Origin of the sequence: Streptomyces sp. NBC_00210, from assembly GCF_045160975.1 — a bacterium.
Taxonomy (GTDB): Bacteria; Actinomycetota; Actinomycetes; order Streptomycetales; family Streptomycetaceae; genus Streptomyces.
Genome location: NZ_CP108120.1, coordinates 4875442 through 4898007, shown reverse-complemented (window position 1 = coordinate 4898007; position 22566 = coordinate 4875442). Strand labels below are relative to the sequence as shown.

24 protein-coding genes and 1 pseudogene are annotated in these 22566 nt (G+C 69.6%); 10 read left to right on the top strand and 15 right to left on the bottom strand.

Annotation, left to right across the window (positions count from 1 at the left end; translation table 11 throughout):
• Positions 1–6: 6 nt before the first annotated feature.
• Positions 7–1332, bottom strand: a complete 1326-nt coding sequence (locus OG729_RS22325; RefSeq protein WP_405807823.1) for an MFS transporter — start codon at positions 1330–1332, stop codon at positions 7–9.
• A 72-nt stretch (positions 1333–1404) separates the two neighbouring features.
• Here OG729_RS22325 and OG729_RS22320 point away from each other — a divergent pair, with 72 nt between their 5' ends.
• Positions 1405–2391 carry a GlxA family transcriptional regulator gene (locus tag OG729_RS22320; RefSeq protein ID WP_405807822.1) on the top strand — a complete coding sequence of 329 codons (987 nt, stop codon included), beginning with the start codon at positions 1405–1407 and terminating at the stop codon, positions 2389–2391.
• 7 nt (positions 2392–2398) lie between these two features.
• Here OG729_RS22320 and OG729_RS22315 read toward each other — a convergent pair whose 3' ends face one another.
• From OG729_RS22315 to OG729_RS22305, 3 genes are all read right to left on the bottom strand, one after another.
• A complete protein-coding gene (locus tag OG729_RS22315; protein WP_405807820.1) occupies positions 2399–3448 on the bottom strand; it encodes a Zn-dependent alcohol dehydrogenase in 1050 nt (349 codons plus the stop codon).
• On the bottom strand, positions 3445–4587 hold the full coding sequence (locus tag OG729_RS22310; protein WP_405807818.1) for an acyl-CoA dehydrogenase family protein: 1143 nt from the start codon (positions 4585–4587) through the stop codon (positions 3445–3447). The genes OG729_RS22315 and OG729_RS22310 overlap by 4 nt, the downstream gene beginning before the upstream one ends.
• Before the next feature lie 314 nt (positions 4588–4901).
• The gene (locus tag OG729_RS22305) at positions 4902–5813 is read right to left on the bottom strand and encodes an SDR family oxidoreductase (protein WP_405807816.1); all 912 of its coding nucleotides are present in this window, start codon (positions 5811–5813) and stop codon (positions 4902–4904) included.
• 83 nt (positions 5814–5896) lie between these two features.
• On the opposite strand from OG729_RS22305, the gene OG729_RS22300 reads away from it, so the two are divergent.
• Positions 5897–6823 (top strand): cyclase family protein, encoded by a 927-nt coding sequence (locus tag OG729_RS22300; protein WP_405807814.1) that lies wholly within the window; start codon positions 5897–5899, stop codon positions 6821–6823.
• Between the two features lie 60 nt (positions 6824–6883).
• On the opposite strand, the gene OG729_RS22295 is transcribed toward OG729_RS22300, so the two are convergent.
• From OG729_RS22295 to OG729_RS22280, 4 genes are all read right to left on the bottom strand, one after another.
• Positions 6884–7336 (bottom strand): ATP-binding protein, encoded by a 453-nt coding sequence (locus tag OG729_RS22295; RefSeq protein WP_405807813.1) that lies wholly within the window; start codon positions 7334–7336, stop codon positions 6884–6886.
• A gap of 389 nt (positions 7337–7725) precedes the next feature.
• A complete protein-coding gene (locus OG729_RS22290) occupies positions 7726–8646 on the bottom strand; it encodes an acyl-CoA dehydrogenase family protein (protein WP_405807812.1) in 921 nt (306 codons plus the stop codon).
• Complete coding sequence (locus OG729_RS22285; protein ID WP_405807811.1) at positions 8646–9779, bottom strand: acyl-CoA dehydrogenase family protein; 1134 nt, start codon at positions 9777–9779, stop codon at positions 8646–8648. The genes OG729_RS22290 and OG729_RS22285 overlap by 1 nt, the downstream gene beginning before the upstream one ends.
• A complete protein-coding gene (locus OG729_RS22280; protein WP_405807809.1) occupies positions 9779–10972 on the bottom strand; it encodes an amidohydrolase family protein in 1194 nt (397 codons plus the stop codon). Before OG729_RS22280 ends, OG729_RS22285 begins: the two co-directional genes overlap by 1 nt.
• Positions 10973–11146: 174 nt before the next feature.
• Here OG729_RS22280 and OG729_RS22275 point away from each other — a divergent pair, with 174 nt between their 5' ends.
• Positions 11147–12658 (top strand): class I adenylate-forming enzyme family protein, encoded by a 1512-nt coding sequence (locus OG729_RS22275; RefSeq protein WP_405807807.1) that lies wholly within the window; start codon positions 11147–11149, stop codon positions 12656–12658.
• A gap of 106 nt (positions 12659–12764) precedes the next feature.
• On the opposite strand, the gene OG729_RS22270 is transcribed toward OG729_RS22275, so the two are convergent.
• Positions 12765–13130: a hypothetical protein gene (locus OG729_RS22270; RefSeq protein WP_360867846.1), complete on the bottom strand. Its 366-nt coding sequence runs from the start codon at positions 13128–13130 to the stop codon at positions 12765–12767.
• A 14-nt stretch (positions 13131–13144) separates the two neighbouring features.
• Positions 13145–14401: a helix-turn-helix transcriptional regulator gene (locus OG729_RS22265; RefSeq protein WP_405807805.1), complete on the bottom strand. Its 1257-nt coding sequence runs from the start codon at positions 14399–14401 to the stop codon at positions 13145–13147.
• Positions 14402–14595: 194 nt separating this feature from the next.
• On the opposite strand from OG729_RS22265, the gene OG729_RS22260 reads away from it, so the two are divergent.
• The 3 genes from OG729_RS22260 (at position 14596) to OG729_RS22250 (ending at position 16417) form a co-directional block, all read left to right on the top strand.
• Complete coding sequence (locus tag OG729_RS22260) at positions 14596–14814, top strand: hypothetical protein (RefSeq protein ID WP_405811228.1); 219 nt, start codon at positions 14596–14598, stop codon at positions 14812–14814.
• A gap of 252 nt (positions 14815–15066) precedes the next feature.
• Positions 15067–15510 carry a glycine-rich domain-containing protein gene (locus OG729_RS22255; protein ID WP_405807804.1) on the top strand — a complete coding sequence of 148 codons (444 nt, stop codon included), beginning with the start codon at positions 15067–15069 and terminating at the stop codon, positions 15508–15510.
• 70 nt (positions 15511–15580) lie between these two features.
• Positions 15581–16417, top strand: coding sequence for a protein kinase (locus tag OG729_RS22250; protein WP_405807802.1), 837 nt, complete (start codon positions 15581–15583; stop codon positions 16415–16417).
• A 136-nt stretch (positions 16418–16553) separates the two neighbouring features.
• On the opposite strand, the gene OG729_RS22245 is transcribed toward OG729_RS22250, so the two are convergent.
• Positions 16554–17039 carry a VOC family protein gene (locus OG729_RS22245; RefSeq protein WP_405807800.1) on the bottom strand — a complete coding sequence of 162 codons (486 nt, stop codon included), beginning with the start codon at positions 17037–17039 and terminating at the stop codon, positions 16554–16556.
• 88 nt (positions 17040–17127) lie between these two features.
• Between OG729_RS22245 and OG729_RS22240 the strand changes: the two are divergent.
• Positions 17128–18057: pseudogene (locus OG729_RS22240) on the top strand (zinc-binding dehydrogenase); the annotation flags it as partial.
• Positions 18058–18176: 119 nt separating this feature from the next.
• On the opposite strand, the gene OG729_RS22235 reads toward OG729_RS22240, so the two are convergent.
• From OG729_RS22235 to OG729_RS22225, 3 genes are all read right to left on the bottom strand, one after another.
• Positions 18177–18323, bottom strand: coding sequence for a hypothetical protein (locus OG729_RS22235; protein WP_405807798.1), 147 nt, complete (start codon positions 18321–18323; stop codon positions 18177–18179).
• 199 nt (positions 18324–18522) lie between these two features.
• Positions 18523–19035, bottom strand: coding sequence for an EF-hand domain-containing protein (locus tag OG729_RS22230; RefSeq protein ID WP_360867863.1), 513 nt, complete (start codon positions 19033–19035; stop codon positions 18523–18525).
• A gap of 124 nt (positions 19036–19159) precedes the next feature.
• Complete coding sequence (locus OG729_RS22225) at positions 19160–19534, bottom strand: STAS domain-containing protein (RefSeq protein WP_360867866.1); 375 nt, start codon at positions 19532–19534, stop codon at positions 19160–19162.
• 245 nt (positions 19535–19779) lie between these two features.
• On the opposite strand from OG729_RS22225, the gene OG729_RS22220 reads away from it, so the two are divergent.
• The 3 genes from OG729_RS22220 (at position 19780) to OG729_RS22210 (ending at position 22207) form a co-directional block, all read left to right on the top strand.
• Positions 19780–20361: a sigma-70 family RNA polymerase sigma factor gene (locus tag OG729_RS22220; RefSeq protein ID WP_360867868.1), complete on the top strand. Its 582-nt coding sequence runs from the start codon at positions 19780–19782 to the stop codon at positions 20359–20361.
• Entirely contained in the window at positions 20358–21671 is a 1314-nt protein-coding gene (locus OG729_RS22215) for a zf-HC2 domain-containing protein (RefSeq protein ID WP_405807796.1), read from the top strand. Before OG729_RS22220 ends, OG729_RS22215 begins: the two co-directional genes overlap by 4 nt.
• A gap of 95 nt (positions 21672–21766) precedes the next feature.
• Complete coding sequence (locus OG729_RS22210) at positions 21767–22207, top strand: GNAT family N-acetyltransferase (protein ID WP_405807794.1); 441 nt, start codon at positions 21767–21769, stop codon at positions 22205–22207.
• A gap of 33 nt (positions 22208–22240) precedes the next feature.
• Here OG729_RS22210 and OG729_RS22205 read toward each other — a convergent pair whose 3' ends face one another.
• Complete coding sequence (locus OG729_RS22205; protein WP_360867877.1) at positions 22241–22546, bottom strand: trypco2 family protein; 306 nt, start codon at positions 22544–22546, stop codon at positions 22241–22243.
• Between the last annotated feature and the right edge of the window lie 20 nt (positions 22547–22566).

Sequence of the window (22566 nt, the reverse complement as noted above, 5' to 3'; positions counted from 1 at the left end):
TCGAGGTCAAACGGCCGCCGGCGACGCGAACTCGGGCCGGCGGCGGATCACCAGCGCCATCAGCGCCGCCGCCGCGCACAGTGCGCCCGATGCGTACCAGACCATGTCGTACGAGCCGAACACGTCCCGCGCCAGGCCGCCGGCGAAGGCCACCAGCGCCGCGCCCACCTGGTGCGAGGCCAGCACCCAGCCGAAGACGATCGCGCTGTCGTCGCCGTAGTGCTCTCGGCACAGGGCGATCGTCGGCGGGACCGTCGCCACCCAGTCCAGGCCGTAGAAGACGATGAAGAAGATCATCGGCGGGTGGACGGACGGAGCCAGCAGCATGGGCAGGAAGAGGAGGCTGATGCCGCGCAGGGCGTAGTAGACCGCCAGCAGACGGCGTGGAGAAAAGCGGTCGGTGAACCAGCCCGATGCGATCGTGCCGACGACGTCGAAGACGCCGATCACCGCGAGGAGGGACGCGGCCGCCGTGATCGGCATGCCGTGGTCGTGGGCCGCGGGCACGAAGTGGGTCTGGATCAGGCCGTTCGTCGAGGCGCCGCAGATCGCGAAGGTGCCCGCCAGCAGCCAGAAGGGGCCCGTGCGGGCGGCCGAGAAGAGCACCGTGACCGCTCGGCGGGCAGCGCCCGGCATCGGTGCGGGCTTCGGGGTGAACTCCTTCGCGCCGTACGGGGCGAGCCCCACGTCCGCCGGATGGTCACGCAGCAGCAGCCACACGAAGGGCACGACGGCGAGGGCGGCGAGGGCGACCGTGATCGACGCCGGGCGCCAGCCGTGCTGCTCCACCAGCCAGGACAGCAGCGGGAGGAAGATCAGCTGGCCGGAGGCGGACGCGGCCGTCAGGATGCCGGTGACCAGGCCGCGGCGTTCGGTGAACCACCGGTTGGTGACCGTCGCCGCGAAGGCGAGTGCCATCGAGCCGCTGCCGAGGCCGACGAGCAGGCCCCAGTAGAGGATGAGCTGCCAGGACGAGGACATGAAGACGGTCAGGCCCGAGCCCAGAGCGATCACCGTGAGGGCGACGGCGACGACGCGGCGGATGCCGAAGCGGTCCATCAGCGCGGCGGCGAAGGGCGCCGTGAGGCCGTAGAGCGCGAGATTCACCGAGACCGCGAGGCCGATCGTGCCGCGCGACCAGTGGAACTCGCTGTGCAGCGGATCGATCAGCAGACCCGGCAGGGAGCGGAACGCGGCCGCGCCGATGATCGTCACAAAGGCCACCGCGGCGACGAACCACGCTCGGTGGACCCGGCCGGTTTGGCGGCGGGCGGCGGTCGGAGTGCTGTCCTGAGCGGGTTCCTGGGCGGGGAGTCCGGTTGTCTGCGTCACGCCACACAGCATCCGGTGGCGTGTTCACGTCGGGCGAGTGGCCCGAGGGACAGCGTTCGATAGGATCGGGCCATGAGTGAGTTCGTGAGACATCGGGTCGTCGTGCTGGCGCTGACCGGGCTGCTCCCGTTCGAGCTGGGCATCCCGCACCGGATCTTCGGCCGCGCCAAGGACGCTGACGGCAGCCCTCTGTACGAGATCGTCACCTGCTCTGTCCGGCCCGGCCCCGTCCGTACGGACGCCGACTTCGACATCCACGTCGCGCACGGGCCTCAGGTGCTGGCCACCGCGGACACCGTCGTCGTCCCCGCCTCCTACGAGCTGGGCCCCGTCTTCGAGGAGGGCCGGCTCACCGACGAGCTGGCCGCCGCGCTCTCCCACATCCGGCCCGGCACCCGCATGGTCGCCATCTGCACCGGCGGCTACGTCCTGGCCGCCGCCGGCTACCTCGACGGCCGCCCCGCCACCACCCACTGGTCGTCCGCCGAGCACTTCCAGCGGCTCTTCCCGTCCGTCAAGGTCGACGCGGACGTCCTGTTCATCGACGACGGCGACGTGCTCACCTCGGCGGGCGTCGCGGCCGGGATCGACCTGTGCCTGCACATCGTGCGCCGGGACCACGGCACGGCCGTCGCCAACGAGGTCGCGCGCCGTACGGTCGTACCGCCGCACCGGGACGGCGGGCAGGCGCAGTACATCCACCGGCCCGTCCCTGAACCGCAGTTGGCGACCACGGCCACCGCACGGGCCTGGGCTCTGGGACGCCTGAACGAGCCGATCCAGCTGCGCGACATGGCCGAGCAGGAGTCGATGAGCGTACGGACGTTCACGCGCCGCTTCCGCGAGGAGGTCGGCGTCAGCCCCGGGCAGTGGCTGGTGCAGCAGCGCGTGGAGCGGGCCCGGCACCTGCTGGAGTCGAGCGACCTCTCGGTCGATCTGGTGGCACGGGACTCGGGCTTCGGCACCGCGCAGTCGATGCGTCAGCATCTGCAGGCGGCGCTCGGTGTCCCGCCGACGGTCTACCGGCGCACGTTCCGTACCGGCAGCGGGAGTTCGTGACGGATGGTCAGAAGGTGAGGACGCCGCGCGCCACCCGGCCGTGATGGGCGTCGTCCGCCGCCTTCGCGAAGTCCTCGATCGGATAGGTCTCGGTGACCAGTTCGTCCAGCAGCAATCGGCCCTGCCCGTACAACTCGGCATAGAGCGCGATGTCGTGCTGCGGGCGCGAGGAGCCGTAGCGGCAGCCGAGGATGGACTTGTCCAGGAACATGGCCGCGGGCACGAAAGACGCCTCGGCCGTCGCCGAAGGCATGCCGAGCAGGATCGCCTGCCCGTGCCGGTCGAGCAGTTCGATCGCCTGCCGGATCAGAGCGACGTGCCCGACGCACTCGAAGACATGGTCGGCGCCGGTCGGCAGGATCTCCCGTACGCCCTCCGCCGACGCGAGGAAGTCCGTGGCCCCGAACTGCCGGGCCATCGCCTCCTTCGCCGGGTTGGAGTCGACGGCGACGATCCTGGATGCGCCCGCGATCCTGGCGCCCTGCAGGACGTTCAGCCCGATGCCGCCCGTCCCGATGACGACGACACTCTCGCCGCGGTCGACCTTCGCGCGGTTCAGTACCGCTCCGACACCCGTCAGCACGCCGCAGCCAATCAGCGCGGCGGAGGTCAGCGGCAGGTCGGCGGGGATCTTCACGGCCTGGACGGCCTTGACGACAGTGCGTTCCGCGAAAGCGGAATTGGCGGCGAACTGGAAGAGCGGTTCGCCGCCGCGGGAAAAGGGCTGCCCGGGCCTGCCGATCGCCTTGCGGCACATGGTGGGGCGGCCGCGGTCGCAGTCCGCGCACGCGCCGCAGTTGGCGAGGGTGGAGAGCGAGACATGGTCGCCGGGCGCGACATGGCGGACGCCCGCGCCGACCGCCTCGACGATGCCCGCGCCCTCGTGCCCGAGGACGACCGGGACGGGGAAGGGGATCGTGCCGTCGATCACGGACAGATCGCTGTGGCACAGCCCGGCGGCCGCGACGGCGACCAGGACCTCGCCGGGTCCCGGGTCCCGTATCTCCAGATCGTCGACCACCTGGGGCTTTGTGCCGTCGAAGACGACGCCTCTCATCTCGGCTCCCTCGGTAGGCCGAGCACCCGCTCGGCGATGATGTTGCGCTGGATTTCGTCCGAGCCGCCGTAGATCGTGTCGGCGCGGGTGAAGAGGAACAGGCGCTGGAGGGCGTCGAGTTCGTACGGCTTCTCGCTGCTCCAGTCGCAGGGGCCGGCGGCCGCGTGCGCACCACGCACGGCCATGGCGAGCTCGCCGAGGCGCTGGTGCCAGCCACCCCAGAGCAGTTTGGCGACACTGGGGGCGCCGGGGTCGTCGGCGGGTCCGCCCAGGGTGCGCAGGGCGTTCCAGCGCATGGTGCGGAGTTCGGCCCACTGGCGGACGAGGCGTTCCTTGAGTACGGGGTCGTCGGCGGCGCCGTTTGCCACGGCCAGGTGGATCAACCGGCTCAACTCCTCGGCGAAGCCGATCTGTTGGGCGAGGGTGGACACCCCGCGCTCGAAGGCGAGCAGGCTCATGGCGACGCGCCAGCCGTTGCCCTCGCCGCCGACGAGATGCTCGGCGCGGGCCTCGGCACCGTCGAAGAAGACCTCGTTGAACTCGCTGGTGCCGGTCATCTGGCGGATGGGCCGTACGTCGACACGGCCCGGCTGGTCCATGGGTACGAGGAGGAAGGAGAGGCCGTGATGGCGCTGCGAGCCGGGCTCGGTGCGGGCCAGTACGAAGCACCAGTCGGCGTCCTGTGCGAGGGAGGTCCAGATCTTCTGCCCGCTGATCCGGTACGTGTCGCCCACGCGGACCGCGGCGGTCCTGATCCCGGCGAGGTCGGACCCGGCGCCGGGCTCGCTGTAGCCCTGACACCAGAGTTCGTCGCCGCGCGCGACGGCGGGCAGGAAGCGGTCCTTCTGCTCGGTCGTGCCGTGGGCGATGAGGGTGGGCGCGAGGAGGTTCTCGCCGATGTGCCCGACGCGGGAGGGGGCGCCGGCGCGGGCGTACTCCTCGGCCCAGACGACCTGCTGGGTGAGGCTGGCCCGCCGGTTGCCGTAACCGGGCTCGTCCCATCCGATCCCGATCCATCCGGCGGTGCCGAGTTGGCGCTCCCAGGCGCGGGGGGTGGCGGTGCGGGTCAGGTGCGAGGTGAGCCAGGCGCGGGCGCCGTGGCGGAACGCGTCGTCGACGGGGCCGAACTCGAAGTCCACGTTGTCTCCTAGGAGTTGTGTTCCCCCGCCCCGCCTCTTCCCGTAACTGGGGGGCAAGCCCCCAGACTCCGGCGGGGCTTCGCCCCGGACCCCGTATGCGACCTTCGGCCGCATGTCCTCAATCGCCGGACGGGCTGAAATTCAGCCCCGTGGGGGTCCCCCCGGACGGAGTCTGGGGGAGTTTGAGGCGCGGGGGTCCGGGGGCAGCGCCCCCGGTTACGGGATGGGGGTACCTCCCACGGCCGCCAGGCCGTGGGGGGAGGGCGGGGCGGGGTGGGGTGAAGCCCGCCGGAGGCGACCGAGGCGCGGCCCCGTCACGCGTTCGGGCGGGCGCCCGATTCCGCCGCTCTCGACATCTCCTCCAGCCGCGCCAGCATCGGCATCGGATCCACCCCCACCGTCCCCGGCAGAAAGTCCGCGATCTTCTCCGGGCTCCAGCCGCCCTCCGCGTACCCCGCCCGCAGTTCCCTCGGCTGTGCCCACACCGCGATCTTCGGGCCCGCGATCGTGTACACCTGGCCCGTGATCCGCTCCTCGCGAGCCCGGTCGGAGAGCAGATAGACGACCAGCGCCGCCACGTCCTCCGGGTCGCCGATCTCCTTCAGTTCCATCGGAACGTTCGCGGACATGCGCGTACGGGCCACCGGCGCGACCGCGTTCGCCGTGACGCCGTACTTGTTGAGGCCCAGCGCCGCGCTGCGGACGAGCGAGATGATGCCGCCCTTCGCCGCGGAGTAGTTGGCCTGCGCGACCGACCCCTGATGATTCCCGCTGGTGAAGCCGATCAGCGTTCCGCCGCCCTGCTTGCGCATCACCGCCGACGCCGCGCGGAAGACCGTGAACGTGCCCTTCAGATGGGTGGCGACCACCGGGTCCCACTCCTCCTCCGACATGTTGAAGAGCATCCGCTCGCGCAGGATGCCGGCCACGCACACGACTCCGTCGATCCGCCCGTACTCCGCGAGCGCGACGTCCACCAGACGCTGGCCCCCGGCCATCGTGGAGATGTCGTCGGCCACCGCCACCGCCTCGCCGCCCGCCGCGACGATCTCCTTGACGACCGCCGACGCGACCTCCGACGTCGGCTCACCGCCCTCGATGGAGACGCCGTAGTCGTTGACCACGACCCGCGCACCCTGTGCCGCCGCTGCCAGTGCCACCGCCCGGCCGATGCCGCGGCCGGCACCCGTCACGGCGACGACCTTGCCTGCCAAGAAGTTCCCCACGTCCGGCCCCTTCCCGCGGTTTCTGACGGACCGTTAGATTCTACGGTCAGTCAGATACTCGAGCACAAGCCCCAGGAGGCCCGATGTCACTCCCGGCCGAGTTCCACGAGATCGCCAAGCGCGTGAACAACTGGGGGCGTTGGGGCGCGGACGACGAGATGGGGACGCTGAACCTGATCACCGACGCGGTGGTCAAGGACGCCACCGCCTGCGTACGGAGCGGACGCCGCGTACCCCTCGCGCTGCCCCTCCACCAGGACGGCATCCAGACCGGCCTGATCCCCGGCCGGGTCAACCCCCTCCACACCATGGTCCAGATCAACCAGGAGCTCTTCGGGCCCGGCACCGTCGCCACCAGCGACGACGCCGTGACCATGGGACTGCAGGCCGCCACTCACTGGGACGCCCTGACCCATGTCTCGCACTCGGGGAAGATCTACAACGGCCGTCCCGCCGACACCATCACGCCGCACACCCGCGCCCGGTTCAGCGGCATCGACAAGGCCCCGTACGTCGTCTCACGCGGGGTGCTGCTCGATGTCGCGCGCGCCAAGGGTCTCGACCGGCTGCCCGGCGGCCATGCGGTGACGCCCGAGGATCTGGACGAGGCAGCGGCGTTCGCCGGTGTGACCATCAGGTCCGGCGACATCGTTCTCGTACGGACCGGGCAGATCCAGGTCTGCCTCGCCGGCGACAAACACGGCTACGGATATCCGTCCCCGGGGCTGTCCGTCCGTACCCCCGAGTGGTTCCACGCCCATGATGTCGCCGCCGTCGCCAACGACACCCTCACCTTCGAGATCTTCCCGCCCGAGATCGAGGACCTCTGGCTGCCCGTGCACGCCCTCGACCTCGTCGAGATGGGGATGCTCCAGGGCCAGAACTGGAATCTGGAGAACTTGTCCACAGCCTGTGCACAGGAGAAGCGGTACGCGTTCCTGCTGTCCGCGATGCCCGAGCCGTTCGTCGGTGGAACCGGAACCCCCGTTGCCCCGGTCGCGATCCTGTGAGGGCGCACCGCCCACGGTGCGGTGGCGAAACCGCCCTACGGTGCGGTGACAAAAACCGCCCTACGGCGCGGTGGCGAAACCGTGCACCGCTCGCTCGTACACAACCTCCTGCGCGCCTCTGTCCACCTCGCACCAGATGGACTTGCCCGCGCCCTCCGGCTGCCAGCCCCACCGGTCGGCGAGTCCGTCGACGAGCTCAAGCCCTCGGCCGTTGGTGTCGTCGCCCTCCGCGTGCCGCGGCCTGGGCGGGCAGGCACTGATGTCGGCGACCTCCACCCGGACGGTCCCGGCCTCCGCCACCCCCGCGCCGAACAGCATCCGCAGCACAGCCGGACAGCCGGTGTGCACGACCGCGTTGGTGACCAGTTCCGAAATCAGCAGGATCAGCGTGTCGGCCAGCGGCTCGTCGTCCCCTATCCCTGACCCGAGGAGCCGTGAACGGGCCCACCTCCGAGCGCGTCCCACCTCTGCCGGGTCGGGCCCGACCTCCAACTGAACCTGAAGCACCTGCACCGCTCACACCATCCGAACCGGCGGACACATCGCCTCGCGCCTCGACAAGGTCCTCGACCAGGTCACCGAACGTGACTTCCTTGCGAGACAGCATGGTTGACGTACAGTCACCGCAACAAGCGCTTCGGGCATATTCCAGCGCGAAGGAGTACCCGTGGTGCATACTGTGCGACGCACGTTGCGGGGAGTCGAACCGATGCTCGGAACCCGTACTCCCAGGGCGCGAACAGCACGCTCTCCCGGGCCTGGAGCTGCCGCACAGGCAACACCGTGAGCACCCTGCTTCGGAACCACTCGCATCCCACGGAGAGTACCGGAGCACGACCCCGACTCCGGGCCGTGACAAGTCGCTCGAAGGACACAACCCGGTATCGACGCACAGTGACGCTTCAGAGTGCTGAGGCCAAGGCATCTGCCTGAATCTCCTCCGCCTCCGCCACGGTCAGCCACATCTGCCCGCGCAGCCACGCCCGCTTGAGATGCAGATGGACATCCGCCTCCCAGGTGAAGCCCATTCCTCCGTACACCTGGAGGCAGTCGCGCGCATTGCGGACGGCTGCCTCGTCGGCGAGCAGTTTGGCGCCGGCGATCTCGGTGAAGTCCTCGGTGACGGCCGCGGCGTAGACGGCGCTGCGGGCGACCTCCGTACGTACGAGCATCTGGGCACACAGATGCTTGACCGCCTGGAAGCCGCCGATCGGCTGCCCGAACTGCTCGCGCTCCTTGGCGTACCGCACGGCCGTCTCGGTGGTGCGGGCGGCGCTGCCGAGCTGCTCGGCGGCGGTGAGGAGGATCGTGTCCGGACGCGGCGGCGCCTTCGGCCCCGGCGAGATTCGGTGCAGCGGGGTGAGCGGGTCGAGGGAACGCACCGGCCGGGCGTGGGGCAGGTCCTTCGGGTATCGCTTGCGCATCCCGTCGCCATGGATCACCAGGGCCGCGTCCGCATCCGCGAAGTGCGGTATCAGGGCGTGCAGTTGGGTGGCGCAGGTGACCACACATGTGCCGTCCGCCGCCTCCGGCATCCACTCGGCGGCCACCTGGGTCGCCACCAGCGGGCCGTTCAGCAGCGCCCGGCCCGCCTCCTCGAAGAGCAGGACCGCCTCGGGCAGGCCGAGCCCCGCTCCGCCCTTGCCCTCGGGCAGTCGCAGCGAGAAGAACCCGGCCTCGCCGAGCTCCCGCCACAGCTGCCGGTCGACCGTGCCCTCGCGGTCCACGGCGGCCCGCAGGGCGTCCCGCCCGAAGCGCCCGTCCAGCAGCTCCCGTACGCCCCTCTGCAGTGCGCGCTGGTCGTCGGTCAACCGGAAGTCCATCAACGCCCCTTGGGCAGGCCGAGTATCCGCTCGGCAACGATGTTCCGCTGGATCTGCGAGGTGCCCGCAGCGATGGTGTACGAGAGCGAGGAGAGCCGGTCCGCGGTCCACTGCCGGTCGAGGTCGAAGGCATCGGGCCCGAGCACTTCGGCGGCCGTCTCGTACAGCTGCTGGCGCGCGTGCGAGTAGCGGAGCTTGAACACCGAGCCGCCGACGCCGGGCACCGACCCCGTCTGCTGGGACTCGCTGACATTCCACTGGATCAGCCGCCACAGCGCGGAGAACTCGGCGTGCAGACGGCCCAGCCCCCGGCGCAGCAACGGGTCGTCCCAGGTGCCGTTCTCGCGCGCGGCGGCGGCCAGTTCGCCGAGCGTGCGTCGGCAGGCGACGACCTCTCCGACGAAGGCCGTGCCGCGCTCGAAGGAGAGGGTCACCATCGTGACGCGCCAGCCGTCGTTCTCCGCGCCGACCCGGTTGGCGACCGGCACCCGGACCTCGTCCAGGAACATCTCGGCGAACTCCGCCGACCCGGCGAGCGTGCGCAGCGGCCGGACGGTGACGCCGGGCGCGTCCATCGGCATCGCGAGCCAGGAGATGCCGCGGTGCCTCGGGGCATCCGGGTCCGTACGCACCAGCAGCTCGCACCAGTCGGCGACCTCGGCGTGCGAGGTCCAGATCTTGGCACCGGTGACGACGTACGCATCCCCGTCCCGCACGGCCTTCGTACGCAGCGACGCCAGGTCCGAGCCCGCATCCGGCTCGCTGAAGCCCTGACACCAGATCTCGTCCCCGCGCAGGATCGGGTCCAGCCAGCGCCCCCGCTGCTCGGCCGTGCCCTCGGCGGCGATGGTCGGGCCCGCGTGCAGCAGACCGACGAAGTTCGCGCCGACGTAGGGCGCGCCCGCCCGCTCGGTCTCCTCCAGGAAGATCAGCCGCTGGGTCGGGGCCGCCTCCCAGTGGACGTCCGCGTACCCGGCGTGGTACAGCATGCGCTGCCAGCCGGTGTCGTACGCCCGGCGGCCCGGCCAGTCGAGCGGATCGGGCTTCGCGGGCAGCTTCGGCAGCGAGAGCGCCAGCCACTCGCGCAGCCGTGCCCGGAAGTCCTCTTCCTCTTCGGTGTACGTGAGGTCCATCAACGGTCCAGGTCGAGATCGAGCATCCGGATCGCGTTGCCGCGCATCAGCTTGTAGACGGTCTCGTCGTCGAGGCCCTTGACGTGGTCGAGGGCGACTTCCCTGGTGTGCGGGAAGGTCGAGTCGACATGCGGATAGTCGGTCTCGAAGGTGGCGTTGTCGCGGCCGACGACATCCAGCGAGGCGACGCCGTGCTTGTCGCGGAAGAAGCAGCAGAACATCTGCCGGTAGTAGTACGTGGACGGCGGCTCGGGGATCAGATCGCGTACCCCGCCCCAGGCCCGGTGCTCGTCCCACACGTCGTCGGCGCGCTCCAGGGCGTACGGGATCCAGCCCATCTGGCCCTCGCTGTACGCCAGCTTCAGCCGCGGGAACTTCACCAGCACACCGCTGAACAGGAAGTCCATCATCGAGGCCATGGCGTTGTTGAAGCTGAGCGCGGCCTGCACGGCGGGCGGCGCGTCCGGGGACGCGGCGGGCATCTGGGAGCTGGACCCGATGTGCATGTTGACGACGGTGCCCGTCTCCTGGCAGACCGCGAAGAACGGGTCCCAGTACCCGGAGTGGATCGACGGCAGCCCGAGATGGGTCGGGATCTCGCTGAAAGTCACGGCCCGCACGCCGCGCTCGGCGTTCCGCCTGATTTCGGCGACCGCCATGTCGATGTCCCAGAGCGGGATGATGCACAGCGGTATGAGCCGGCCGCCGCTGTCGCCGCACCACTCCTCGACCATCCAGTCGTTGTAGGCGCGTACGCAGGCGAGCGCGACCTCCTTGTCGTGGGCCTCGGCGAAGGTCTGCCCGCAAAAGCGCGGAAAGGTGGGGAAGCAGAGGCTCGCCTCGACATGGTTGAGGTCCATGTCCTTGAGACGTTCCTTGGGGTCCCAGCAGCCGGGCCGCATCTCGGCGCGGGTGATGCCTTCGAGCGTCATGTCGTCGCGGTCGAAGCCGACGGCGGCGATGTTGCGCTTGTACGGGAACGTGAGGTCCTCGTAGATCCACCAGTCGGTGGGCGGGCCGTCGGGATCCATCGTGATCCGGTACTTCCCGCCGACGTAGGCGAGCTCGCCGATTCCGGCGGTGAGCGGCTTGGGGCCGCGGTCCCGGTACTTCGCCGGGAGCCAGGTCTCGAAGAGGTGGGCCGGCTCGATCACATGGTCGTCGATGCTGACGATCCGAGGAAGTTCGGTCATGGTGTCCCCTCCGCCGTGCCCTGAATCCGAGGCTGAATCCGATGAGTGAATCTGGTGAGTGAATCTGATGACCCGTCAGAAATCAGGCTAGCTCCGCACCCCTGGACCGACAAGGCGGTGAGCCCTACGCTCTCCGCACGATCTGACTATCCGTCAGCAACGGAGGGGTACGGCATGAGCGAGACCGCATACGCCTTGGGCGAATCGCGCACGCTCTGGGAACTCGTCCGGCGCAGGGCGGCGCTCACCCCGGACCGGCCGGTGTTCATCCAGGACGAGCGCAGTCTCACCTTCGGCGCGCTGCGCGAGCGCTCCGAGCGGGTCGCGGCCGGGCTCTACGAGCTGGGCGTGCGGCCCGGCAACGTGGTGGCCTGGCAGCTGCCGACCCGGATCGAGACGGCGCTGCTCTCCTTCGCGCTGGCCCGCATCGGAGCCGTACAGTCGCCGGTCATTCCGTTCTACCGGGACCGCGAGGTCGGGTTCGCGCTGCGGGAGTCGAAGGCGTCGTTCTTCGCCGTGCCGGGCACCTGGCGGGGTTTCGACCACGCACGCATGGCACACCGGCTGGCGCTGGAGCTGCCCGAGCCGCCCCTGGTCTTCGACGCCTACGACACGCTGCCGGACGGCGATCCCGCGGTGCTGCCGCCACCGCCCACGTCGGGTACGGACGTGCGCTGGATCTACTGGACCTCGGGCACCACATCGGACCCCAAGGGCGTGCTGCACACGGACCGTTCCCTGATCGCGGGCGGGGCGTGCCTGGCGCACGCGCTGCATCTGTCGGCCGACGACGTCGGCTCGATGGCCTTCCCCTTCGCGCACATCGCGGGGCCCGACTACACGGTGATGCTGCTGCTGTACGGCTTCCCGGCGGTGATGTTCGAGCACTTCGCGCTGCCGGATGCGCTGGAGGGTTATCGCAGGCACGGGGTGACGGTGGCGGGCGGCTCGACCGCGTTCTACTCGATGTTCCTCACCGAACAGCGCAAGCAGCCGGACCGACGGCTGATTCCCAGCCTGCGGCTGCTGGCCGGGGGCGGGGCGCCCAAGCCGCCGGAGATCTACCACGCCGTCGTACGCGAGATGGGCTGCCGGCTCACCCACGGCTACGGCATGACCGAAGTACCCATGATCACCATGGGCGCCCCCGACGACACGGCGGCGAACCTGGCCACGACGGAGGGGCGGCCGCCTGCGGGCATGGAGATCCGCATCGTCGACGGCGAGGTACGGCTGCGCGGCGAGGCGGTGTGCCAGGGCTATCTGGATCCGACCCAGACGGCAGAAGCGTTCGACGGGGAGGGCTTCTTCATCACGGGCGACCTGGGGCATGTGACCGAGTCGGGCCACCTGGTCCTGACGGGACGGCTCAAGGACGTGATCATCCGCAAGGGCGAGAACATCTCGGCGAAGGAGATCGAGGACCTGCTGCACGAGCACGCGGGGGTGGCGGATGTGGCGGTGATCGGGTTGCCGGACGAGGAGAGGGGGGAGCGGGTGTGCGCGGTGGTGGAACAGGTTGAGGGAGCGGAGGAGTTGACGCTCGAAAGCGTGACAGCGTATTTGCGGGGGCGGGGGTTGTCGGTGCACAAGCTGCCGGAGCAGCTGGAGGTGGTGGCCGCGTTGCCGCGTAACGACACCTTGCGGAAGGTACTGAAGTACAAGCTCCGCGAGCGGTTCTCCTGACGGTGCTGCGCCGCCGCCCAGGCGAGAGCGCTCCGCCTGTCAATGCTCGGGGCCCTGCTCTCAGCGCCGCCAGGACGGCTGAGTCGGTGGGACCGTGCCTGTTCGCTCAGCTCGCGTCCTTCTCGATGGCCTCGAAGATGTCGGCGTCCGTCTCCTGCTGCCAGGCTGGAAGGTCAGGCCAATCGGCCACGTAGCCGGGCTTCGGGGCCTCGAAGTGCTTGAACATCTGCGCGGTCCAGCACATCGCGACGAACCGGCTCTTCTGCTCTCGGGACAGCCTCGCGGTGCGCCCGTTGCTGATCTCGATGAACTGGCGGACCTGCTCGTAAACGGCCCCGGCCGCTTCGCGCTCCCACTGCGGTGTGTCGTCCCAGGGAGTGACGTATCCGGCCTTCGGTTCTCCGGGAAAGTGCTCTTGTACGCCGGCGATCCAAGCCTCGCGGAACAGTCGTGCGCCCTCTTCGTGCGACATGGGTAACCCTCCAGTCACGTCGTTGTCAGCGCGCTGATCTCGGCGTCCAGCTCCGCTACGCGCGCGTCCCGGCTGAGCGAGCCAAACTCGGCTCTCAGGCCGTGGAGTCTACGGGCCAGGTAGCCTGACGAGGTTTCTTGAGCGAGTTGCAGGGCCTCGCGTCCGAAAGCGATGACGTGATCGGGGTCGCGTCGCTTCGCGCCGATCGATGCCAGGTCGGTCAGGACAGCTCCGCGGCGGCGGAATGAATGTCCTTCGGCGAGTGCGCCTTGCTCCAACGCGGACTGCAACGCTTGTTCCGCAAGATCGAGCCGCCCAAGCTGCACGTACCGAGCTCCTCGCTCCTCGGCCAACCGTGTTCCGTCGAAACGAAGCCAGCCGCCGTTGTTGCTCCCCACGGCCAAGTCCCGAACGCGTTCCGCCTCGTCAAGAGCGCCCTCGCACGCGGAAAGGTCGCCCATGCCCGCATGGGCCTCTGCCTGCACCGAAGCGACCCAATGCCGGGTTGACAGCGAGCCGTCTCCTCGCCTTGCCACTTGCGCAGCGGCGGAGAGGGTGTCAGCGGCTTGGCGATAGCGACGTTCGTGGACGTCGAGGTACGCATGCCTCACCAGCGCGCAAGCCCAGAGGTCATAGGCCCCAGCGTCTTTGCTCGCTGACGCGGCCACTGTGTAGGAGGCGGCGGCGTCGGTGAACCGGTTGCTGTCGAAAGCCAGCTCCCCGGCGAGTTGGAACAGGTCGCCGGCAGCACCGCACAGACTCTCGACCTCACCGACCGGTCGGTTCCGAAGCGTCCTGCTCAGTGCGGTGATCTGCCCGCTCACGATGGGTTGCATCGAACCCTTCGATCGAGCGAGCTGGTAGACCTGCCACAGGTGGCTGTTCATCCGCAGATAGTCGCCCGACATGCCGCGCCCTGAGCCGTCGCACAGTTCCTCGGATTCGTCGGTGGGCAATGCGGCGAGTGCGCCAGTGACGGCTATCGCGCGCAGGAAATCGCGTCGAATCATGTCGTCGGTGTCCCTGGGGCCTTGGTGATCACTCAGCGGTAACCCTGCGGCCTCTTGGGCGGGAGTTCGTGACTCCGACACCAGGCCGTCAAGTGCGGCAAGGTCAAGTTGCAGTACCTCGGCCATCCTGGGGCGTAACGGGGGCTGAGGCTCAGACTTTCCGCTCTCCCAGCGACCGACCGTTGTGCGGTCAACACCCAGCGCCTGGGCGAACGTCTCCTGACTGTAGCCCAGCGCTTTTCGCCTCTCTGCCAGGCTCAACTGGTCCTCCTCACAGACCCATTTGCGCTCGATCAGAGTGTTTCCTGGTGCAGCACATGTGCATCAAGAGTGCCGCATGAACGCCGTGGAGTCGGCAGCGTCATGGCGGTTTGCTGGAGCTGTTCGTTCAGACGCCTCACAGCAACGAGGGCTACCCGATGGAGACGCAGACGAAGCGGGACGGCGGCCTGTACATGACGACCAGACCTGGTATCGGCGAACTTGGCCGGGACACGGCCAGCGGACGTATCGGTGTCGTCATGGGCGAGATTGGCGGCCGTGTGCAGATACGGCCGATGCGCGGTGGCATTGAGTGGGATGCGATGCCCGACAAGGTCGTGCCACTCAGTGCGCGGGAGGAGCTGAGTGCACGCCTGGCCGTGAAGAACAACAACAGCCGGGTCGGTCTGTGATGGCTGTCATCGGCCGGTACGCCGGGGTGCTGTTCATCATCTGCATCAGCGGCTCGTGCGGCCTGGTGCTCGGAATGGCCCTCGGCACCAGCCATTAGACCGGTCCGCCCTGGACGGGTGCCGACTACGGCTCCCCCGTCCCCGTTCAGGGCGGGCCATCCAAGCCCGCTCCCTGTCGTCTATGAGCCGAGCTCGGCGCCGGGAGCGGGACGCAACTTCCAACGCACCGCCACAACCAAGGGAGATGTACGCATGACGGCAACGACGAACGACCAGAAGACCGGCCGCACGGCGGCTGGTGAGGAGCTGTGCGAAAGCCTCGCCCATTTCGTGGTCATCCACAACGGCGAGACGCCTGAGCGTGCCGAGCGGATCGCGGACCAGGCTGTCGCCTTCCTGGTCGTCGCGGCCACCGCCACCGTCCCGATGGTTCCGTCCGACGATGTCGACCTCGGCCTCCACGCGCTCATCCTGCACACGAGGGAGTACGCCGAGCTCTGCGAGACGCATGCGGGCCGCTTCCTGCATCACAACCCGAAGCCGGGCGGAGGTGCCCGTGACCCGAAGCTCGTCGCTGCGTCGGCGCACGCGATGAAGGCCGCCGGATTCATGGTCTTCGATGACCTGTGGACCGTGAACGGTGAGAACTTGGCGCAGTGCGACTCGGACTGCGGCCGGCCCTACGGTCAGGCGTAGCCCTCGGCAACAGCGATGCGGCCGGCCTCTGCTTGGGGTCGGCCGTGCCCGTGTGGAAGGAGAAGCGACCTTGTCCGGCTCAACCCCTGCACTACCGCTCGTGGTGCTCGACGCGCTCATGCCCACGACTCAGCGCCTCGTGCTCAACCGCCGGGGCTCCACGGTCTGGGACGTGGACGGCGACCGCGGCCGGTACGCGGTCAAGCTCGGCCATCCGATCGACGCTACGGCCGAGTGGCCCGCCCAGCCCTGGACGGCCCTCGCACCCGCGCGTGAAGGTGCTGTTCTGCATCGCCTCGGCTTCGGTGAGATCGCCTACGGCGAGTGGGAGCGCGGGACGTGGAACATCCAGCCGTGGCACGAGGGGCCTGACCTGTACCGGCTGTGGGAGCCGTGCCGCGCCCAAGGCTCGTCCATCGAACCGCACACCAGCGTCGCACTGTCCTGCGTCGATGCCCTGGCCGAACTCCACGCAAAGGGATGGGCTCACGGCGATGTGCAGCCCGCCCACTTCATCGTCGGTCCGGAGCGGACGCATCTCATCGACCTCGCCCTGGCCCGAGGCGGGCACGTGCCCGAGGGCTACGACTTCCCGTTCCGCGGATGCCTCGTCCACTACGAGGCACCGGAGATCTCACGTAGCGTGCTCGACACCGGGGAGGCTGAGGCGACGCAGGCAGCAGACGTCTACGCCCTCGGCGCGTCGCTGCTCATCTCCGCAACAGGGTGGCGAGCAGTCGAGTACCCGGATGACGCCCCGCGCCCCGTTCAAAGAGAGGCAGTCGCGAACGGCCGACGTCGGCCCGTGACAGTGCCCGGCGTACTGGGCGAAGTGATCGAGGCGATGCTCAGTCATGCACCCGAGGAGCGGCCCACCATCTACGAGGTGGGCAAGGCCCTGAGCTGAGTGCCGCGACTACACCGATGCCTCAGTGCCGCTGATTGGCGGCTGAATGGGCGAAACCTGATCGGTCCATCGGCGCGACCCGTCGAATGAGCCGGGAACGGACCACGCGGCACCGCGCCGCGCGCACGGCGACCGGTCAGCCGGCGGCGGCCAGGCGGCGCCGAAGTTCCTCCTCCGAGACGTCTTCCATGTGGGTCAGAAACACCCACATGTGACCCGAAGGGTCCTTGAGGATGACGGTGCGGTCGCCGTGGAACATGTCCTTCGGCGGCTGGAGGATCTCGGCACCGGCGGCCTCCGCGCGCTCCGCCAGGCTGTCGACGTCCGGCACGAAGACATGCAGCGTGACGGACGTGCCTCCGCCGAGCGAGGCCGGCGCGGCGAAGGAGGCGGCCTCCGCCTCGTCCACGCTTGCGTCGCCCAGCATCAGGACCGACCGTCCGACGGTGATCTCGGCATGCAGAATCCCGCCTCCAGGAGCGTCGATCCTGAAGTCCTCACGGGCGCCGAACGCCCGCTGGTAGAAATCGATCGCCGCGCCCGCGTCGTCGACCATGATGTGCGGGATCACGGCATAGCGGTAGCGGTCGGGGATCTCGATGTGGGCTGCGCGCTCGGTCATGAGGAACCTCCTTGAAAGGCACCGCTGGTCGGTTCCTGCGGCTCTGGAAGGAACCTAGAAGCTCAAGTTTGGTTGAGGTCAAGCGTCGATGCGGCGCCGCAGGTGCCTGCCTGCAGGCCTTGCCCCGCCAACCCGGCAGTCATCGGCCGCACGCTTGACCTTCACGCATGGGTCAATCCCTAGCGTCGTCGGCATGGACGCATCTTCGAAGAGCACAGCATTCCCAGACGGCTCCGGCACCCACCGCACCGGCCTGGAGGTCCGGCTCGTCGCACGGCCCAAGGGCCTGCCCGCTCCCGGTGACTTCGAGATCACCGAGGTCGTTGTCCCCGATCCCGCGCCGGGTCAGGTGCTGGTCCGCAATCTGTTCATGTCGCTCGACCCCGGCATGCTCATGCTGATCGCGGGCGAGCCCGGCCTGCCGATGCCCCGCTACGAGGTCGGCGAGGTGATGTACGGCGACGCCGTCGGTGAGGTGGCCGCCTCCGCGGATCCGTCACTTCGCGAAGGCGACCTGGTGATGCACCGGCTCGGCTGGCGCGAGTACGCCGTGGCGCAGGCCGGGCTGTTCCGCCGCGTCGACCGGGACGCCTACCCGACGCCCTCCACGTACCTGGGCTTCGGACTGGTCGCCTACGTCGGGCTCATGGACGCGGCGGAGCTACGGCCCGGCGACACCGTCTTCGTCTCCAGCGCGGCGGGGGCGACCGGAAGCATGGCCGGCCAGATCGCCCGGCTCAAGGGAGCGGCCCGGGTGATCGGCAGCGCCGGATCGCGGGACAAGGCCGCCTATCTGACCGGGAAACTCGGGTTCGACGCGGCCTTCGACTATCACGACGGCCCGATCACGGACCGGCTGCGCGAGGCCGCACCCGAAGGCATCGACGTCTATTTCGACAACGTGGGTGGGGAACAGTTGCGCGCGGCGATCGAGCTCATGAACCCGCATGGACGCATCGCCGTGTGCGGAGCCCTGAACCGGCTCAGCAAGGCCGGTCCCGACGACGGGCCCGGCGATCTCCTCAGTGTCCTGGGCAAACGCCTCACCATCCGCGGTTTTACCGTGGGCGATCACCTTGAGCGCGCTCCGGAGTTCGGCGCGCAGTTCCGCACCTGGCTGCGGGAGGGCGCGATCGTCTACGACGAGACGTTGATCGATGGGCTGGCCAACGCACCGCGGTCCCATCGCTGTGCGCCGACGGCTTCGGCGTCGGCGCACAGCGGGTGGCTGAGCTGGAGGACCGAATCGCGATCCTCGCGCAGCTGCGCGACAGTCTCGTCCACCGGATGCCCTGGCTGGCAGCACCGGATGGCAGCGCGGCCGAGAAGCAGTCGGCCCCCCGGCGCCCTCTGGAGGCACCCCCCATGCCCGCCAAGGCATAGGGGGCCCTGTCCACACTTGAGGGCGCATCTGGGGCGGAACCCACAACGCGGCGGAGCCGCAAGTCGACACAGCGGGATGGGACAGGGGGGCTCGTCAGGCCTACGGCTCCGGCGTGACGAAATACGACGCGAAGCCCGCCAGGATCTCCTCCTCCGTGATCCTGCCGTCCCCATCCGCGTCCAGCGACGTCGACGCCACCGACGCAACCCCCGGATCCACCCTCAGTACCCTCAGCACCCGCTCCGCCGCGGACGGCGTCACTCCGCCGCCGTCCTCGTCGGCGATCGCGATCACCGCATGCAGGAAAGGCCGGGCGATCTCGGCGAATCGCTGGGGATTGTCACGCAGTCTCTTCACCGCGCCCGTGATGAACTCCTGCCGGGTGACCCGCTGGTCCCCGTCCACGTCGGCGATCCCGGCCATGCCCTGCCAGAACGCCTCCGCACCGCTGTACAGGGCCTGGCCCTTGTCGCAGCGGGCGGTCGTGGAGAACTCGGCGAGCAGCGCGGCGGCCGCCCCGCTGAAGTCCTCACGGTCGATATAGCCGTTGCCGTCCTGGTCGAAGGCGGCGAAGCGGGAAGCGATCTTGCGCTCGTACTCTGCGCTGTCCATGCGGGGAGCGTACGGCCCCGAGCGATGACGCGTGCAAGTACTCCGCCAATTTACGTGGTGACGACATTCGCAAGGAGCCCGGGTGAACCCCCGGTAATGCCCCGGCGACGCTCGGCGACGCCTGTCACGCCGACAGCGGCCGGGCCGCGTCGTCCGTGGCCGAGCCCACCTCCGCGTACACCTCGAACAGGCGCCGTACCCCGAGCGCGGCCAGTACCCGGTTGACGTGCGAGCCCTCCTCCGCACCGCGGGCCGGGAGTATCAGCCGGAGCCGGCCCTGGCAGGAGCGCAGCAGCCGTCGGGCGGCCACCAGCACGCCGACGCCGCTGGAGTCGCAGAAGAGCACCTCGGAGAGGTCGAGCACCAGATCGCGGTGACCGACGGCGACGGCATCGTGGACATGCTTGCGCACGACAGGCGAGGAGACGAGATCGAGCTCGCCGCGGACGTGCAGCACCGTCCACGCGCCCTGCCGGGTCGAGTCCACCTTGAGCATCACGACCGGACCTCTCCTCCCGCCGGTCCGAAAGTGCCACGGCCGTGTCGAGCGGCCGCGCAGGCACATTCGGAAGCTGCCGTTCCTCCCGCCCCTGCCCGCCCTCTCGGCCATGAAACACAAACCCCACTCCCTACCATCCGGGCCCGCCTCAGGGGGCGCACTTGACGTAAAGGGGCGTGCGTTCGTTGCCACTCGCATTACATTCGAGGGGGCGACATGCACTGGGAACAGGCGTTGGGGGCCGTATGGCAAAGAACACACCGCCGCGATGGGACCGCAAGATGCAGCAGCGGCTCGCGCGGGGAGAGGCCGCCGCGCTCGGAGAGTTCTACGACAGGTTCGCCTCTCTGGTACACATGCTCGCCCACCGTGTGCTCGACGACGACCAGGCCGCCGACCAGGTCACCCGTGAGGTCTTCGGCTACATCTGGGAGAACCCCGACTCCTACGACCCCAAGCAGGGCTCGATGCGCTCCTGGGTGGCCAAACTCACCAACAACCAGGCCGTGTACCGGCTGCGCCAGACCGAGGCCGCGGCGCTCGCGAAAGGCGGCGAGGGCACCACGGAGGAGCTGGAGCAGAAGGTGCGCAGGGCGGCGGTCGCGGCACGTGCCGACTACATCGTCACCTCCATGCCCGCACCACTGCGGGCGGCCCTGGAACTCGCGTACTTCCAGCGCAGGGACTACCGCCAGACCGCGGCCGACCTCGGGGTCACCGAGGACGAGGCCCGGCGCCGGCTCCGTCTCGGCCTGCAGCTCCTGTCCACCGCCAATACGCGCCCGCTGGAGGGCTCGTCCCCGCCCGGATACGGACGCTCCTTGTGAGCGGGCCCTGGGACAGCGGCCGCGGAACCGGCCGCCCCGGCGACGACGACGGCCACGACGAGGCACGGGGCACTCCGCGCATACCGGGACCGCGGTCGGCGGCGGACAATCTCGACGCCGCCCGGCTGGTTCCGCTCCCGCCGCAGCCCGCACCGGAGCCGGTGGCGCCCGCCGACCTGCCCGCCAAACCGCCCGCCGAGCCGCCCGTCCCCCAACTCCCCTCCCACAGCGTGCTGAAGTCCCTGCTCGGCGCATGGGCCCTGTCCGCATGCTCCGCCGAGGAGACGGCGGCCGTCGAGGCACACCTCGGCGAGTGCGCGCCCTGCGCGGAAGAGGCCCTGCGGCTGCGCGACGCGGTCGGCCTGCTGCACACCGACCGGGATCTGGACCTCGACCCGCTGCTGCGCTTCCGGGTCCTCGAGAACTGCCTGGGGCGCAGGCCCGCGCGTATCCCCGTGCCGGCGTGGGCGAGCGCGTACGACGCCGAGACCGCGCGACTCGACGCGCTGCTGCGGGACATCGGCGAGTCGGAGTGGCACGCGCCGGTGCGTCTGAAGTGGTTCGAGGGCGAGCGGGCGGTCAGCCGCCGAACGACCGTGGCCGGGGTGATCGGCCATCTGATGACCGTCGACGGGCTGGTCGCGGGCGCGCTCGGCCTGGACGATCCGCTCGGTGCGAACGCGCCGGAACTGCCGACGGAGCGCACGGAGGCGTTCTGGGACGCCGACCTGTCGCACACCGCGGCCGTCCGCGAGCCGTGGCGCGAGCAGAGCCACACCCTTGTGCGCACGGTGTCCTTCGCCGGCCGTGGAGTGGCCGAACTGTCCGTCTCGTACGGAGACTTCGCCCTGCCGCTGCAGGACTCCCTGCTCGACCGCGCCTTCGAGTGCTGGATCCACGCGGGCGATATCGCGGACGCGGTGGACTATCCGTACGAGCCACCGAGCGGCTCCAATCTGCACCGGATGATCGACCTGGCGGCCCGGCTGTTGCCTGCCGCGCTCGCGGACCGCAGACGGGCGGGCCTCGCGGGCCCCGCCAAACATCTGGTGGTGCCCGGTACGCCGGGCCGCTCGCTGCATCTGGAGGTCGAGGGCTCGGGCGGCGGAAACTGGTACATCGCCCTGGACTCCCCGGCGGCCGTCGGCTCCGCGGACGAGGCGGTGGCCCAAGTGGCCTTGGACGGGGTGGAATTCTGCCGCCTGGTGGCGGGCCACGTCTCACCGGAGGAGGCCGCGGCGGGCCAGGACGGCGACCGGGAGGCGATCAGGGACGTGCTGTTCGCGGCGGCGTCGCTGAGCAGGCTGTAGGAAGCGCGGGGAGCCCGCCGGCGCCTCGACCGACGCCTCACCCTCCGGTGCCAATGCAGTTGACGCTCCCCGATGCGCACGGGTTTGCTGGGCCAATGTCTGACCTTCGCATCGAGCAGGTGGACGGTGATGCCAGTCTCAAAGACTGGCAGTACGTCCACAACCTGATCATCCCCACTCACTTCCTGTCTCTCGACGAGGTCCGTGAGCGTGTTCGGCGCAACCACCTGGAAATCGCGTATCTCGGCGATGTCCTCGTGGGCTGCTCGACAGTGCGTCCGCCGACGGACGACGCATCGACCGCCACAGTGATCGCCAGGGTGCTCCCCGCCCACCGCGGTCAGGGGTTTGGTGAGGAGATCTACGAACGAGGGCTGGCACAGGCGCGAAAGCTCGGCGCCGACGTGATCGAGACGTGCGTCCTGGCGTCCAACCTGGACGGGCTGCGGTTCGCGCAGAAGCACGGATTCGTCGAAATCGAAAGGTATCTGCTGCCAGGTGACAGCGTGCCCTACATCGACTTGAGGCTGGCCTAGCCAGGTCGCCTTGACCAGGGGATGTCAACCGGCCTACTCCCCGCCCACCGCCACGTTCGGGTTCCCGTCGCGCCCCTGTGGCTTCAGTTCGATCTGGATCGTGTGCGTCGTGTCCCGCGCCGCCGAGCCGCCGCCGCCCGCCGTCAGTACCCCGATGCGCAGCTCCGCCCGGCCGCTGCCCTCCCGTCGCACCTGCACCGCGAACTCCAGGTTCACCTTCTCCACGCTGAACTTGAGGTCGCGCCCCTCGCCGGCCCGCTGCGCCCGTTCCAGCTCGTCCCGGACCTGTCCGATCACCTCGGCAAGCCCGGCCACCGGCGCCTCGTCACGCTCAGCCATCGCGTACCCCGCCTCCTGTA